At 66.1% G+C, this 14,205-nt stretch carries 14 protein-coding genes; 7 read left to right on the top strand and 7 right to left on the bottom strand.

The features are described from left to right. Window positions 1–22: 22 nt before the first annotated feature. Both ACNUDN_RS16950 and ACNUDN_RS16945 read right to left on the bottom strand, forming a co-directional pair. Window positions 23–1,066, bottom strand: a complete 1,044-nt coding sequence (locus tag ACNUDN_RS16950; protein ID WP_419122975.1) for a zinc-binding dehydrogenase — start codon at window positions 1,064–1,066, stop codon at window positions 23–25. A gap of 62 nt (window positions 1,067–1,128) precedes the next feature. After that, window positions 1,129–2,016 (bottom strand): fumarylacetoacetate hydrolase family protein, encoded by an 888-nt coding sequence (locus tag ACNUDN_RS16945; protein ID WP_419122974.1) that lies wholly within the window; start codon window positions 2,014–2,016, stop codon window positions 1,129–1,131. Between the two features lie 301 nt (window positions 2,017–2,317). Here ACNUDN_RS16945 and ACNUDN_RS16940 point away from each other — a divergent pair, with 301 nt between their 5' ends. The 3 genes from ACNUDN_RS16940 to ACNUDN_RS16930 all read left to right on the top strand — a co-directional run bounded on the left by ACNUDN_RS16940 (window position 2,318) and on the right by ACNUDN_RS16930 (window position 5,174). Next, complete coding sequence (locus ACNUDN_RS16940) at window positions 2,318–2,959, top strand: hydrolase (protein WP_419122973.1); 642 nt, start codon at window positions 2,318–2,320, stop codon at window positions 2,957–2,959. After that, the gene (locus tag ACNUDN_RS16935) at window positions 2,960–4,162 is read left to right on the top strand and encodes an amino acid ABC transporter substrate-binding protein (protein ID WP_419122972.1); all 1,203 of its coding nucleotides are present in this window, start codon (window positions 2,960–2,962) and stop codon (window positions 4,160–4,162) included. Between the two features lie 79 nt (window positions 4,163–4,241). Continuing rightward, window positions 4,242–5,174 carry a DUF5996 family protein gene (locus ACNUDN_RS16930; protein WP_419122971.1) on the top strand — a complete coding sequence of 311 codons (933 nt, stop codon included), beginning with the start codon at window positions 4,242–4,244 and terminating at the stop codon, window positions 5,172–5,174. 29 nt (window positions 5,175–5,203) lie between these two features. Here ACNUDN_RS16930 and ACNUDN_RS16925 read toward each other — a convergent pair whose 3' ends face one another. The 4 genes from ACNUDN_RS16925 to ACNUDN_RS16910 all read right to left on the bottom strand — a co-directional run bounded on the left by ACNUDN_RS16925 (window position 5,204) and on the right by ACNUDN_RS16910 (window position 9,576). Continuing rightward, window positions 5,204–5,875, bottom strand: coding sequence for a GntR family transcriptional regulator (locus ACNUDN_RS16925; RefSeq protein WP_419122970.1), 672 nt, complete (start codon window positions 5,873–5,875; stop codon window positions 5,204–5,206). Window positions 5,876–6,040: 165 nt separating this feature from the next. Beyond that, a complete protein-coding gene (locus ACNUDN_RS16920) occupies window positions 6,041–6,958 on the bottom strand; it encodes an NADP-dependent oxidoreductase (RefSeq protein WP_419122969.1) in 918 nt (305 codons plus the stop codon). A 310-nt stretch (window positions 6,959–7,268) separates the two neighbouring features. Continuing rightward, on the bottom strand, window positions 7,269–7,934 hold the full coding sequence (locus tag ACNUDN_RS16915) for a response regulator (protein WP_419122968.1): 666 nt from the start codon (window positions 7,932–7,934) through the stop codon (window positions 7,269–7,271). Next, entirely contained in the window at window positions 7,927–9,576 is a 1,650-nt protein-coding gene (locus ACNUDN_RS16910) for a sensor histidine kinase (RefSeq protein WP_419122967.1), read from the bottom strand. The genes ACNUDN_RS16915 and ACNUDN_RS16910 overlap by 8 nt, the downstream gene beginning before the upstream one ends. 115 nt (window positions 9,577–9,691) lie before the next feature. On the opposite strand from ACNUDN_RS16910, the gene ACNUDN_RS16905 reads away from it, so the two are divergent. Genes ACNUDN_RS16905 through ACNUDN_RS16890 form a run of 4 tightly spaced genes read left to right on the top strand, consistent with a single transcriptional unit; the run spans window position 9,692 to window position 13,124 of the window. After that, on the top strand, window positions 9,692–10,681 hold the full coding sequence (locus ACNUDN_RS16905) for a Bug family tripartite tricarboxylate transporter substrate binding protein (protein WP_419122966.1): 990 nt from the start codon (window positions 9,692–9,694) through the stop codon (window positions 10,679–10,681). Then, window positions 10,678–11,199, top strand: coding sequence for a tripartite tricarboxylate transporter TctB family protein (locus tag ACNUDN_RS16900; RefSeq protein ID WP_419122965.1), 522 nt, complete (start codon window positions 10,678–10,680; stop codon window positions 11,197–11,199). Before ACNUDN_RS16905 ends, ACNUDN_RS16900 begins: the two co-directional genes overlap by 4 nt. Beyond that, a complete protein-coding gene (locus ACNUDN_RS16895; protein ID WP_431960262.1) occupies window positions 11,200–12,741 on the top strand; it encodes a tripartite tricarboxylate transporter permease in 1,542 nt (513 codons plus the stop codon). It begins immediately after the preceding gene. Continuing rightward, the gene (locus ACNUDN_RS16890; RefSeq protein ID WP_419122963.1) at window positions 12,738–13,124 is read left to right on the top strand and encodes a universal stress protein; all 387 of its coding nucleotides are present in this window, start codon (window positions 12,738–12,740) and stop codon (window positions 13,122–13,124) included. The genes ACNUDN_RS16895 and ACNUDN_RS16890 overlap by 4 nt, the downstream gene beginning before the upstream one ends. Before the next feature lie 24 nt (window positions 13,125–13,148). Here the strand turns inward: ACNUDN_RS16890 and ACNUDN_RS16885 are convergent, their stop codons facing one another. After that, a complete protein-coding gene (locus tag ACNUDN_RS16885) occupies window positions 13,149–14,201 on the bottom strand; it encodes a Rieske 2Fe-2S domain-containing protein (RefSeq protein ID WP_419122962.1) in 1,053 nt (350 codons plus the stop codon). Window positions 14,202–14,205 lie beyond the last annotated feature (4 nt).

The raw sequence follows: 14,205 nt of genomic DNA, 5'->3' as shown, positions 1-14,205 counted from the left end.
GACGGAGGGGTCACGCGAGGGGTCACGACATGGTTCCGGTGAGCAGGGCAACCCGACCGACACCGGCGCCGGACTCGACGTACTCGTGCGCACGGGACGCCTCGGTCAGGGCGAAAGTGCGGTCCACGACGCTGCGGAAACCCGTGGCCGCCTCCTTCCACATGCGCTGGGCGGCGGCCATGTTTCCGGTGCGCACGCCGATGACCCGTTGCCCCAGGGTGTAGAGCCGTTGCACGTCCACGGTGACGGTGCTGCCGACGAACGCGCCCGATGACACCACGGTGCCGCCGACGGCCAGTGCGCGCATACCGTTGGACCACAGGCGCTGATCGCCGAGGTTGTCGACCACGACGTCGGCGCCGTGGCCGTCGAAGACGGCGCGGGCATCGTCGGCGAAAGTCGAGGAGGTTCCGTCGAGCACGGCGTCGAAACCGAATGCTTGTAGCGTGGCCCGCTTGTCCTTTCGGCGTGACGTGACGATCACGCGTGCACCGAGGTGTCGGGCCAGCAAGGCGGTGGTCGATCCCAAAGCCGAGGAGGCTCCTTGCACGATCACCCGCTGGCCCGGTGTGAGCCCGGTCCGGAAGAACTGGTTCATTGCCACCGCTCCGGCGAGCGCAAGCGCGACTGCGTCGGCCGGGGTGATGTCGGCGGGTACGACCGACACGTTGGTGGCGGGTACGGCGATGTAGTCGCAGTAGGCACCGGGTAGGTGCGTGCCGATGATCCGGGCCGTGGGCGACAACTCCGGGTAGCCCGCCGCGACGTACGGGCAGCTGGGTTCGGTCAGCAGCGGGAACGTCGCAACCCGGTCGCCGACGGCGAATCCGGTCACGGTGTCTCCCACCGCGGCAATGACTCCCGCGTGCTCGGCGCCCAGCACGTGCGGGAATGTGTACTTGGCGTACGGGTGGTGACCGGACCGCGCCACGACATCGAGCAGTCGACCGACGCTCACGGCGGCGATGTGGATGAGAACTTCACCGGGACCGGGCCGGGGAGTGGGGATCTCTTCGACGCGCAGCACTTCGGGACCGCCGAACCGGTGCAGGGTGACCGCACGCATCGTCGCGGGTATCGGGGTCGGGGGAGTAGGCCATGCCGGGGTTGCCGTGTCTGCCGGTGGCTTCACCTGGCCGCGACTTTGTTCGAGATGCGTCCGACGCCTTCGATTTCCACTGTGACGATGTCCTCGGGACGCAGGAATTCCCCGCGCGGCGAACCGACACCGGCTGGCGTACCGGTGAGAACGACGTCACCGGGTTCGAGGGTCATGACTCGGCTGGCCGCAGCGACAAGGCCGTTGACCGGCACCGCCATCTGCGCGGTGCTGGAGCGTTGTTTGACGCTGCCGTTGACGGTGAGTCGGATCCGGAGCGACTGGGGATCGGGGACGAGCCAGGCGGGGACCATTCCCGGACCGAGTGGGCAGAATCCGTCCTGGCTCTTGTGCCTGAGCCAGTCCCAATCGAACGGGGCCGCGACCGAGTCGTTCCGGTGGAAGGCGCTGCGGTCGGAGATGTCGTTGGCTACCGTGTAACCGGCGACGACGTCCGACGCTTCGGCGGTGTCGATGTCGCTGCAGCGGGTGCCGATCACCACGGCCAGCTCAGCCTCCCAATCGACCTGCGAGTGCGCGTCGTCGCGGATCGCGATGGTTGCGTTCGGGCCGATGATCGTGGTGGTCGGTGCCGTGAGGAAGAAGAACGGTTCGGCCGCCGGGTCCGGTCGAGCGACCCCCATCTCGTCGGCGTGATCGTAGTAGTTCGCGCCTGCGCAGATCACCTTACCGGGATACGTCAGCGGCGGCATGAGATCGGCATCAACGGGTGCCAGGGTTCCCAGATCGATGTCGCGCAGGGTCTGCGACCAACGGGCCCAGTCCTGGAGCAGTTCCATGACGGTGCGCTCGCCGAGAACGGCCGGCGCGCTCAAAATGCGGTCCTCGTGCAGGATGCCGGTCGCGACGCGGCGTGCGGTGCGGTACTGGGCGAGAGCCCATGGGGCGCCGGACATCCTCGGCTCTACCCGCATCGTCGGCCTCGTCGGCCGATGCCAGCCTTTTCGAGCGTTCGCCGCGACACGTGGCGAACATTACCGACAAAATCGCGAGAGAACAATAAATATCGATAAAAGGTTGACAAATCGACGATCTGCTGTTTGGCTGGCCGCACCGACGTCGGTAGTGGAAGCTCTCTCGACCCGCTCGGTGACCGCAGGGCGGCGCCCCGTCAACACCGGTACTTGCCGGTGGCCCTGACCATGTCGGCCCGATCGCCGGCGCCTCGCTCGTCATCTGACCACAAGGAGAATCGCCATGCCCAAGACCGGACTCGATGCACTGCTGCGGCCACAGGACAGCATCGTGGTGCTGATCGACCACCAGCCGTACCAGTTTGCCAACCTGAACAGCCACGAGCCCTCACAGATCGTCAACAACGTGGTGGGTCTGGCCAAGGGAGCGAAAGCCTTTGAGGTGCCTACGATTCTGACCACGGTCCTCGAGGAGCGGGGCGGGTACCTGATCAAGCAGCTGCAGGATGTCTTTCCCGACCAGAAGCCGATCGACCGGACGCTCATCAACACCTGGGAGGACGAAAAGGTTGTCGACGTCGTCAACGCCTCCGGCCGTAAGCAGCTGATCCTCGCCGCGCTGTGGTCCGAGGTCTGCCTGACGATGCCGGCGATCCAGGCCCTCTCCGAGGGGTATGACGTCTTCGTCGTCACCGACGCCTCCGGCGGCGTATCGGCCGAATCCCACGACATGGCGGTGCGGCGCGTCGTTGCTGCCGGCGCGGTCCCCATCACCTGGCTTGCGGTGTTGTCCGAATGGCAGCGGGACTGGGCGCGTGAGGAGACGGCGGTCGCGTTCACCGACGTGGTGTTGGAGCACGCCGGCGGCAGTGGGATCGCATACGCATGGGAGACACAACTTCTCAAATCCCGTGGCGGTGTCTAGATGTCCGCGGTACCGGGCCCGATCCGCATCGGGTACTGCATGTCGCTGACCGGTCCGGTTGCCGGTAACACCGCGTCGGCACGACTCGCCCACGACATCTGGTGCGAGGACGTCAACAGCCGTGGTGGCCTACTGGGACGGCCGGTGGAGTTGCTCTGCTACGACGACCACGCCGACGCGTCGCAGGTCCCCGGGCTCTACCAGCAGTTGCTCGATGACGACCGTGTCGATCTGGTCGTCGGCGGCTACGGCACCAACTCGCTACTTCCCGCGATGCCGCTGATCGCAGAGCGGCAGCGCTTCTTCGTGGGGTTGATGGGGCTGGGTGTCAACAACGTGCTGGGGTATCCGAACTACTTCGCGATGATCCCTACCGGACCGGACCCCAACGCCGCGCTGACCGAAGGGTTCTTCGCGCTCGCCTCCGCGCAGCAACCGCGTCCGGCATCGGCCGCTCTGCTGTCGGCGGACGCCGAGTTCTCCCGTAATCCCGTCCTCGGGGCCAAGGCCAACGCCGAGAAGTACAACATCGAGATCGGCTACGAGGCGACCTATCCGCTGGACACGAAGGACTTCGTGCCGGTCATCGACGCTGTCGCCGACAGCAACTGCGATGTGCTCTTTCTGTGCTCCTACCTGGACGACTCGGTCAGCCTCGTACGCACGATCAGTGCCCACCGGTATCGTCCGAAGTTGGTCGGTGGCGCCATGATCGGCCCTCAGAACACCGCGGTGAAAACGGTGCTCGGGCCGCTGCTCAACGGATTCGTGAACTACGAATACTGGGCGCCGGTCGCCACGATGGCGTTTCCGGGTGTTCAGGAGCTGCTCGCCACCTACCAGGGGCGGGCCGCCGACGCCGGCGTCGATCTTTTGGGGCACTACATGGCGCCGCTGGCCTACGCTCAGCTGCAGGTCGTTGCCCAAGCCATCGAAGCCACCGGCGGTGTCGATGACGCCGGCCTCTCCGAATACGCCCGAAGCGCAACGTTTCACACCGTGATGGGCGATGTCCGGTTCGGGGTCAACGGCGAGTGGCGGCATCCGCGGGTCCTGCAGGTCCAGTTTCAGGGCATATCCGGTCACGATGTGGCCCAGTTCCGCGACGGGTCCAGACAGATCGTGGTGGCACCGGCGAATGTCGCCTCCGGTCACCTCGAGTTCCCCTACGGTGGGACTGTGCCTGCCGGACGAGCGAGATAGTCGATGGCGGGACAGATGATGCAGATCCGCGGTTGCCTGAGCGTCGTGTTCCGTCCGGCCCACCGATCGAGAGGTTGACATGACCCGTTCTCTGTCCGACGGCGGCTGGCCGTCCCTGCGTGTCGACGATTGGGAACCGACGCGCCGATCCTTACATATGTGGACCCAGATCGTCGGCAAGGTGCGGTTGGCCTACGCCCCGATGCTCAATCACTGGTGGCAGGTGCCGCTGTACGTCACAGCCCGGGGGCTGACGACGTCGGCGATCCCAGTGGGCACACGTGTTTTCGACATGGAGTTCGACTTCGTCGACCACGCACTGGCGGTCCGGGTGAGCGACGGTGGTGCCGACTCAAGGGATTTGCGGGAGATGTCGGTGGCCCAGTTCCACGACGACCTGATGGCAACGCTCGACCGGCTCGGTATCCCGGTGCGGATCTCGGCCGGACCCAACGAGGTGGACCCCGCCATTCCGTTCGCCGAGGACGACCATGTGGGCTACGACCCCGCTGCGGCCGGCGCATTCTGGCGACAGTTGGTGCAGGCCGACCGAGTGATCAATCAGTTCCGTTCCCGATTCATCGGCAAGGTCAGTCCGGTCCATTTCTTCTGGGGCTCATTCGATTTGGCCTGCAGCCGATTCTCCGGTCGCCTGGCGCCCCCGCATCCCGGGGGTGCGCCGAACTGTGGTGACTGGGTGATGGTGGAAGGTTACTCACACGAGCTGAGCAGCTGCGGATTCTGGCCCGGTGGTGCAGACGAAGGCGCGTTCTACTCGTACGCTTACCCTGAGCCCGAGGGCTATGCCGACTTCGCCGGCCGTCCTGAGGGAGTCTTCTACCATCCCGAACTACGCCAGTACCTTCTTCCCTACGAGACGGCGCGCACATCGCAGGATCCGGATCAGTGCGTGTTGGACTTCCTCGAGTTCACCTACCGTGCGGCCGCCGACCTGGCCGGCTGGGACCGCGATGTGCTGGAGATCGATCCGAACCGATGGTCGTCACGGTAAGAGGGTCGTCCAATCGTCTGCGGTAATCGTCAGTCCCCGAAGCTGTCGATGCCGTGTTCGGTTGCGTGCGCGATCAATTCGCGGGGCGCCCGCTCGATGTGTTCGGTGAGCAGCGCGACCGCGGCATCGGCGTCTCGGGCGAGTGCGAGATCTTTGAGCTGGTCGTGTTCGATCGCGAAGTTGTGCGGCCGGCCGTCGGCCAACACCAGATACCAGCGTCGGTAGAGCTCGGCGTTGTCACGCATGGCCTGCGCGATCCTGTCCAGCCAGGGGTTGTTGCACCCGGCCAGTAAGGCGCGGTGGAACTCACGGTGTCGCGCGTTCCACTCTTCGTTGACGGTACGGTCCGCATTGAAGAATGGGGTCTGACCCAGCAGATGATGAGTGGTGAGAACGCCTGCCTCCCAGTGCACGTCGCCGCGCGCGATCGCCAGCCGCAGCGCGGCCGTCTCGGTCTGTACCCGAGCTTCGGTCAGGCACTCGATGTCCTCGACGGACAGTTCCCGTACCCTGAAACCGCGCTGCGGCGTCGCGACAACGAAGCCTTGTTCGGCAAGTCGGGTCAGCGCCTCGCGAATGACGGACTGACTGACTCCGAAGCGCGCGGCGATCGCGACCAACGGGAGCTTTTGCCCCGGGGCGAGCTGTCCGTCGAGCAGTTCGGCGAGGATCACGTCGTACACCTCTGCGGTCCGAGTCACAGCGACCAACTCCTGCCTCAGATCGTGGATGACGCGGGTAGCATATCGAAATTCTCAGTGCTTAACGCTATTGACCAGCCGTGCGTCGCGTCGGCGGCGCCTTCGTGAACACTGCGTCGGTAGCGCGGTTGCACCACAACGCCCGCGACGGCGTGCGCGCGCAGATTACGGCAGCACCACGATCTTGCCGCTGAGGTGGGCCGCCATGCTGGTCTGCAGGGCTGCGGCGGTCTGCTCCAACGGGAAAGCGCGCCAGATCGGGACGGTGAGCGATCCGTTCTCGATCAGCGCGACGATCTCGCGCAGGGCAGGACCGCGATCATCGCCGGTTCCGCCGACGAAGATCTGGATCCCGCTGTCGGCGGCATCGAACGCCACCAGGGTCAGCACTCGCTCGGGCCCCCCGGCGAGTTCGATCGAGAGCGGGATCTCCCCACGGCCGGAGGCATCCAGTACCGCGTCCACTCCCTCCGGTGCAGCGGCGCGGACACGCTCGAGAAGTCCGTCGCCGTAGCGGACCGGTTCGGCGCCGAGGGATCTCAGGTATTCGAAGTTGCTTTCGCTGGCCGTACCGATCACCCGCGCTCCGCGCGCGACGGCGAGTTGAACCGCGAACGTGCCCACCCCGCCGGCCGCGGCGTGGACGAGCAGGGTTTCGCCCGCGCGGATCTGGAGACGCTCGAGTACCGACCATGCGGTGCCCCCCGCACCGGCGACGCTACCGGCCACGTCCCAACCGATGTCGGCAGGTTTGATGATCAGATTGGCCGAATCCGCCAGTGCGTACTCGGATATCGCGGGTGGCAGCGAACTCCCCATCACCTCATCGCCGATATGGAATGCGGTGACGCCCGCGCCGACCTGTTTGACGACTCCGGCCACATCCGATCCGAGCCCGGCGGGCAGGGTCAGTGGCATCACCTCGCGCATGAAACCCTGCATGATCTTCGCATCGATGGGGTTGACGCCGGCCGCCCGCACCGCCACCTGCACCTGGCCGGGCCCGGCGTCCGGGATCGGTGCATCGACCACGCGGAGCACTTCGGGGCCGCCGTATCCGGAGAACTCGATCGTCCGCGCCATCTGTTGCTCCCGTGTCTCACTCGAAGTGTCCGTAGGTGTTCGGCTGTCGTCGTGGTGTTCTGTCGCGCGGGTTCATGCGGCAGGAGCGGTGTCGAACCGGCCGCCCTGACAGTCCTCGCAGACTCAGCCGACCCTCTCGTTGCTCAGCACAAGCGAATTCGGTCTGGCCGCGCTTCGTGGCCACGTATCGCCGCTTCTCGTCAACCTAACACTATGCGGCGATATCCGTCAGCTATATCGATATTTTGCGCAGGTGATCGTCTCCACCGCACCTGCCCGACGGTGTTTCATGCTGCGCGCCGCATGCGACCTAACCGGCGATCCGGTACCGGCGTTCGGGTCTGCCCACGCCGTACTGCAGGCGTAGCTCCAGAACGCCTTCGCTGAGATAGTGCTCAAGGTAGCGACGGGCGCTGACCCGCGATATCCCCACAGCGTCCGCACATTCGGCTGCCGAGACCTCGCCGGCGCCGTGCACGGCGGCCAGCACCAGCTCACCGGTCTCGGCTCCCAGGCCCTTGGGCAGCACCTTGGCGGGGGTCACCGAGGGCCCGCCGAACAAGGTGTCGACCAGACTCTGGTCGACGCCGCCGCCCGCCTGCAGTGCGTCGGCGCGGGCGGCGTAGGCCTGCAGTTTGGCCTCCAGGTGCGCAAACTCGAAGGGTTTGATCAGATAGTCGGCGGCCCCGCCGTCGAGTGCGCCCCGCACCGTGTCGAGTTCGCGCGCGGCGGTGATCATGATGACGTCGACACGGTCACCTTCGGAGCGCAGGCGTTGCAGGACATCCAAACCGGTCATATCCGGCAGATAGACGTCGAGCAGGATCAACTGCGGCCGTAGATCGCGTACTGCGGCCAGCGCCTCCGCTCCGGTGCGCGCGACCCCGACGGCCCGGAACCCGTCCACCCGGTCCACGAATCGACGGTGGATCTCGGCGACCATGAAATCGTCGTCGACGACGAGCACTTCACGCATGATGCGACGCCCCCGTCAGTCGCACCTCGAACCGGGCGCCGCCGCCCGGGGCGTCACTGACCTCGATGGTGCCGCCGTGCTGTGCGGTCACCAGCCGCACCAACGCCAGCCCGATGCCGCGTCCACCCGGCACATCAGGTTTGGACGTCACCCCGCGGGCGAAGATGGCCTCCCGAAGATGTTCGGGCACACCGGGTCCGGAGTCCAGTACCGAGATGGTCAGCCCGTCACGGTCCTCGATGTACACGGTGACGCGTGCATCCGGGGCGCCGACCGACACGTCGACGGCATTGTCGATCAGGTTGCCCAGCAGCGTGATCACATCGGTCGCCATCGCAGGTGGCAGCGCGGCCAGGTTGGACCCCTGGTGCAGCCGCAGCGACACACCGCTCTCGGCCGCCAACGAGGTCTTGGCGATCAACAACGCCGCCACCGCAGGGTCGGCGATCCGCTGGGTCACCGCATCGCTGATCTCGGCGCGCCGACGCGTCAACGTGCCCACCAGGTCACGCACCGCATCGTACTCACCGAGCTGCACCAGCCCGGAGATCGTGTGCAGCTGATTGGCGAATTCGTGCGTCTGGGCCCGCAGAGTGTCGGTCACGCTCTTGTGGGACGACAACTGTCCCTGCAGTGCCGCCAATTCCGTGCTGTCGCGCATGGTGGTGACAGTGCCGAACCGCCGGCCCTGACTCGTCGCGGCGCGGCGGCTGAGCGCCAGCACCCGCGTTCTCGTCGCCACCACGGCGTCATGGGCGGCGTCATGGGCGGCGTCATGGGCGGCGTCGTGGGTACTGTCGCGACCGTCCTCGCCGGAGGTGAGGAACGCCACCACCGCCGGGTCGATCCCGACACTGTCGACTCGGCGCCCGACCGCATCGTCGGGGACCCCGAGCAGATCCTGGGCGCTGTCGTTGAGCAGGGTGATCTCTCCCTCGTTGTTCACCGCGATCACGCCTTCCCGGATGCTGTGCAACAGGGCCTCCCGATGGTCGGCCAGGGTAGCGATCTCGGCGACCTCGAGTCCGCGGGTGTGTCGCTTGATGCGGCGGGAGAGCAGCCAGGAGGCGACCAGACCCAGCGCGGCGCCCAACCCCAGGTACACCAACAGGCTCTCACCGGCTCTGCCGAGTAAGGCCCACATCGACGGGTAGACCTCGCTGACCGATGCCACGGCCAGTACGTCGCCGTCGGTCGACAGGATGGGAACCTGGCCGACCAGGCTGTGTGTGCCGTCGATGTCGATGTCTCCGAACCAGGCACGTCCCTCGTCGGCACGGCTGGCGCCGAGGTCCACCCGCACGCCGACCCGTGACGGGTCCGACGATGCGCGCACCGTGCCGTCCGGGTTCAGAATCTCGGCGAGGCTGGCACCCGACAAGGCGACGGCGCGGTCGACTTCCGGTGCCAAGGTGCGGGCGAGGAACGGGTCGGGCGGGGATTGTTCGGTCCGCTCGCGCACGATCGGGGTGGACGCCATGTTCTCGGCGACGGTGATCATCCGCTGGCCGCGGATCTCACGGAACTCACCTTCGGACTGTGCCACCGACACCGCCGCCACCGCGACGAGCACCACGGCGACCACCACCAGTTGGAAGGCCAGGAACTGGGCGGCCAGGCTGCGCCCCCGCAGCACACTCACCAGGGCAGAGCGCGTGTTCTTAATGACCAATACTTCCTTTGCGTCCACATCGGTGACGTGGGTCACTGTGGGGTCCAGTATTACTCAGCATCACAATCAACCGATCGGGGACGACATGTTCGCATCCAGCCGGCGCGGCACGGTCATCGGCCTGACCCTCACCGTGATCGTCGCGCTGCTGCTGTCCGGCTGCGGGGTCACCCGCGGTGAGCAGACCGGCCTGCACCGTCTGCGGATGATGGTGCCCAACAGTCCCGGCGGTGGCTACGACCTCACCGCGCGCACCGCGGTCAAGATCATGGAGGACGACGACATCACCGGGCGCGTGGAGGTGTTCAACGTCATCGGCGCCGGGGGAACGGTCGCGATGGCCCGGCTGATGAACGAGCACGGCAACGGCGACCTGATGATGATGATGGGTCTGGGCGTGGTGGGGGCCACCTACACCAACGGATCCAAGGATCGCGCCTCCGATGCGACCGCGCTGGCCAAGGTCGTCGAGGAGCAGGAGGGCATCCTGGTCCCGGCCGACTCGCCGTTCCAGACGGTGGGGGATTTCGTCGCGGCATGGAAAGCCGACCCGGCCCAGGTGACCATCGGCGGCGGCTCCAGTCCGGGTGGTCCCGACCACCTGTTCCCGATGGAAACCGCCAAAGCCGTCGGCGTGGACCCGACACAGGTCAACTTCGTGTCCTACGACGGCGGTGGTGACCTGCTCACCGCCCTGCTGGGGAACAAAATCGCCGCCGGGACGTCCGGGCTGGGGGAGTACGTCGACCAGATCGAGTCCGGGCAGGTGCGAGTGCTGGCGGTATCCGGAGACACACGGGTCGAAGGGGTGGACGCGCCGACGCTGACCGAGGCCGGTATCGACCTGACCTTCACCAACTGGCGTGGAGTGCTTGCGCCGCCGGGGATTTCAGATGAGGACCGGAGTCGACTCGTCAAGGTCCTTGAAGAGTTGCATGCCACGGACGCCTGGAAAGAGGCGTTGGTGAAGAACGGATGGAGTGATGCGTTCATGACAGGTCAGCAGTTCGAGGAGTTTCTCACCGAACAGGACCAGCGCGTCGAGACGACGCTGAGCGATCTGGGGTTGCTGTGAGCACCGCAACCGACGCGTCGGATGTCCGGGCGCAGCGCCCCGACTATGCGCAGTATGTCGTCTGCGCGGTGATGGTCGCCGTCGGGGCATTCCTGATCGTCGACGCGGCATCGCTACCGGGCGGTTACGCCAAGGTCGATCCCGTTGGGCCGCAGCTGTTCCCGATTGCCATTGGGGTCGGACTGCTCGTCATGGCGGTGGTCCTGGCGATCGCCATCCCGCGCGGATCGCGCGGTGAGGCCGACGCCGGTGAGGACATCGACCCCGACATGCCCAGCGACTGGCGGACGGTCGGCCTGCTGATCGGACTGTTCGTCATGCTGATCGTGCTGGTCGAACCGCTGGGTTGGGCCATCGCCGGGGCATTGTTCTTCGCCGGCTGCGCCACCGTGCTGGGGAGCAGGCACTACGTCCGCAACATCGTGATCGGCGCCGTGCTGGCGGTCGGCAGCTTTTACGCGTTCTACTCCGGGCTCGGAATCCCGCTGCCCGCAGGCATTCTGGATGGGATTCTGTAGATGGAGAATTTCGACTGGCTGATGCAGGGGTTCGCCGAGGCGGCCACCCCGATGAACCTGCTGTACGCCGTCATCGGAGTGCTGCTGGGCACCGCCGTCGGCGTGCTGCCCGGTATCGGGCCCGCCATGACCGTCGCGCTGCTGTTGCCCATCACCTACAACGTCAGCCCCAGCGCGGCGTTCATCATGTTCGCCGGGATCTTCTACGGCGGCATGTACGGCGGCTCCACCACCTCGATCCTGCTCAACACACCCGGTGAGTCGTCATCGGTGATCACCGCGATCGAAGGCAACAAGATGGCCAAGGCGGGCCGGGCCGCCCAAGCGCTGGCCACCGCGGCGATCGGTTCCTTCGTGGCGGGCTCGATCGGCACCACCCTGCTGGCGGCGTTCGCACCGATGATCTCGCGCTTCGCCGTCACCCTCGGCGCTCCGTCGTATCTGGCGATCATGGTGTTCGCACTGGTCGCGGTCACCGCGGTGCTCGGCTCGTCGAAGATGCGCGGGCTCATCGCTTTGCTGCTCGGCCTCGGTATCGGCATCGTCGGTATCGACTCGCTGACCGGTCAGCCACGGGCCACCTTCGGTATCCCGCTGTTGTCCGACGGCATCGACATCGTCGTCATCGCGGTTGCGGTGTTCGCCGTCGGCGAGGCGCTATGGGTTGCGGCGCACCTGCGACGTCGTCCGGCCGACGTGATCCCGGTCGGCCGGCCGTGGATGAGCAGGCAGGACTGGGGCAGGTCGTGGCGGCCATGGCTGCGCGGCACCGCCTTCGGCTTTCCGTTCGGCGCGTTACCCGCAGGCGGCGCAGAGCTGCCCACGTTCCTGAGCTACATCACCGAGAAGAAGCTGTCCAAGCATCCCGAGGAGTTCGGCAAGGGCGCCATCGAGGGTGTGGCAGGACCGGAGGCGGCCAACAACGCCTCGGCGGCAGGCACTCTGGTGCCCATGTTGTCACTGGGGTTGCCGACCAACGCGACCGCGGCGGTCATCCTGACCGCGTTCGTGTCTTACGGCATCCAGCCCGGGCCCACGCTCTTCGACAAGGAGCCGCTGCTGATCTGGACGCTGATCGCGAGCCTGTTCATCGGCAACTTCCTGCTGCTGGTGCTGAACCTGCCGCTGGCACCGCTGTGGGCCAAACTGCTGCGCACCCCGCGGCCGTACCTGTACGCGGGCATCCTGTTCTTCGCCACTCTCGGTGCGTTCGCGGTCAACCTGCAGCCGCTCGACCTGGCGCTGCTGTTGATCTTCGGCCTGATGGGCCTCATGATGCGACGCTTCGGACTCCCGGTGTTGCCGTTGATCATCGGTGTCATCCTCGGTCCGCGCATCGAACGTCAACTCCGGCAGAGCCTGCAGCTCGGCGGGGGAGACTGGGGCAGCCTGTTCACCGAGCCCGTCGCGATCGTCACCTATGTACTGATGGCGGTGCTGCTCGCGGCGCCGTTGGTGCTGCGGCTGATGAATCGCAGCGAGGAGACGCTGCTGGTGGTCGAGGCCGACAAGGACCAGAAAGAGAAGGCGGGGCAGGCATGATCGTCATCGGATACACCGCAGATCCGTTCGGCCACGCCGCCCTGGAGCACGGCATCGCCGAGGCCAAGCTGCGGGGGACCGATCTGCTGGTGGTCAACGCCACCTCCGGGGAGTCCTACGTCGACACCCGGTTCGCCGGGGCAGACGAAGTCCAGGACGTGCAGGCCCGCCTCGCCGAATGCGGTGTGGCCTATGAGCTCGTCCAGCCGGTGGGTGTCGACGCGGCCGACGAGTTGCTCGCCGCGATGGACCGTCCGGGCGCGCAGCTGCTCGTCGTCGGGATCCGGCATCGCAATCCGGTCGGCAAGCTGCTGCTGGGCAGCGTCGCGCAGAAGGTCATCCTGGAGTGCCCGAAACCGGTGCTGGCGGTCAAACCCGACTGATCGATCCGGACGTGTCAGCCTGGCTCACACCGATGTCGGTTGAGTGGGTCCCGGTGCGGAGGCGGTGGTCAGACCGCGCTCCCGCTGAATCGTGTGGACGGCGTGCTGGGTGGCGCGTCGGTAGTTCAGCGTGTAGATGTCTGCCGGCGCCGAAACTTCAAAAGCCTGTCCCGCCAGCGGTACCTCTTTGGGATCCAGACCCTCCAGAATCGGGTTGTCCTCGAGAAACACGGTCGACTCGATCCCGGCGATCTCGTCGAGGCCGGGGCCGTGGAAGTCGCGGTCCACGGCCACCGCCCAGTAGATCACGCAGCGGTCATAGCTGACCGGCGACGGCAGATCCATCAGATATCGTTTACCGACCTGCGGGCCGTAGTCGTACAGAATGGTCGCTATCCCGGGAGCATAGGTACGGTAGTTCATCCATGCGTCGCCGGTGCCGGAGAACGTGGAATCCCGCACCTGACGGTAGAAGTACGATGCAGTGACTTCGTGTCCGTCACGATTGACCTCGAACTGCGACACCACAGGATCGACGGCGCCCATGGACGGTGCGTGGACGAACGGAAAATGGGACATATCCCGAAAGTTCTCGGTGGCGGCCATGAATCCGCACCTGACCTCCATCGGATCCCCGGCTCGCCACTGCAGGTCCAGACCGGCGATCTCGGGTGGCTGCGGCAGATCGAAGACGGGATCGCCGAGACACGTCCAGACGTGCTCAAAACGCTCTATCACAGGGTAGGAGCGGACGGCAGCACGTGGTGGGATGCGACCGCCTTCGGTGAGCGAGGGTACGTGCATGCACCGTCCGGTCTTTCCGTTGAACTGCCAACCGTGGTATGGGCATTGAATTGCGTCGCCGATCACCACTCCGTTGGACAGGTTGCCGCCGCGGTGGATGCACCGCTGATCAGTCACGCGCGCGGTGCCCTCGGCATCGCGGAACACCGTGAGCTTGTGGTCCAGTAGCTGTGCGCCACGCGGGGTGCTGATGTCGTGCGATCGTGCCACGATGAACCAGACGTGCCGGTATGCCTCGTGAAGTTTGTCAGGGGTCAATGAGTCATGTGCCATGGCA

Origin of the sequence: Mycobacterium sp. smrl_JER01, assembly GCF_048513595.2 — a bacterium.
Taxonomy (GTDB): domain Bacteria; phylum Actinomycetota; class Actinomycetes; order Mycobacteriales; family Mycobacteriaceae; genus Mycobacterium.
This window is presented reverse-complemented; position numbering and strand designations above follow the sequence as displayed.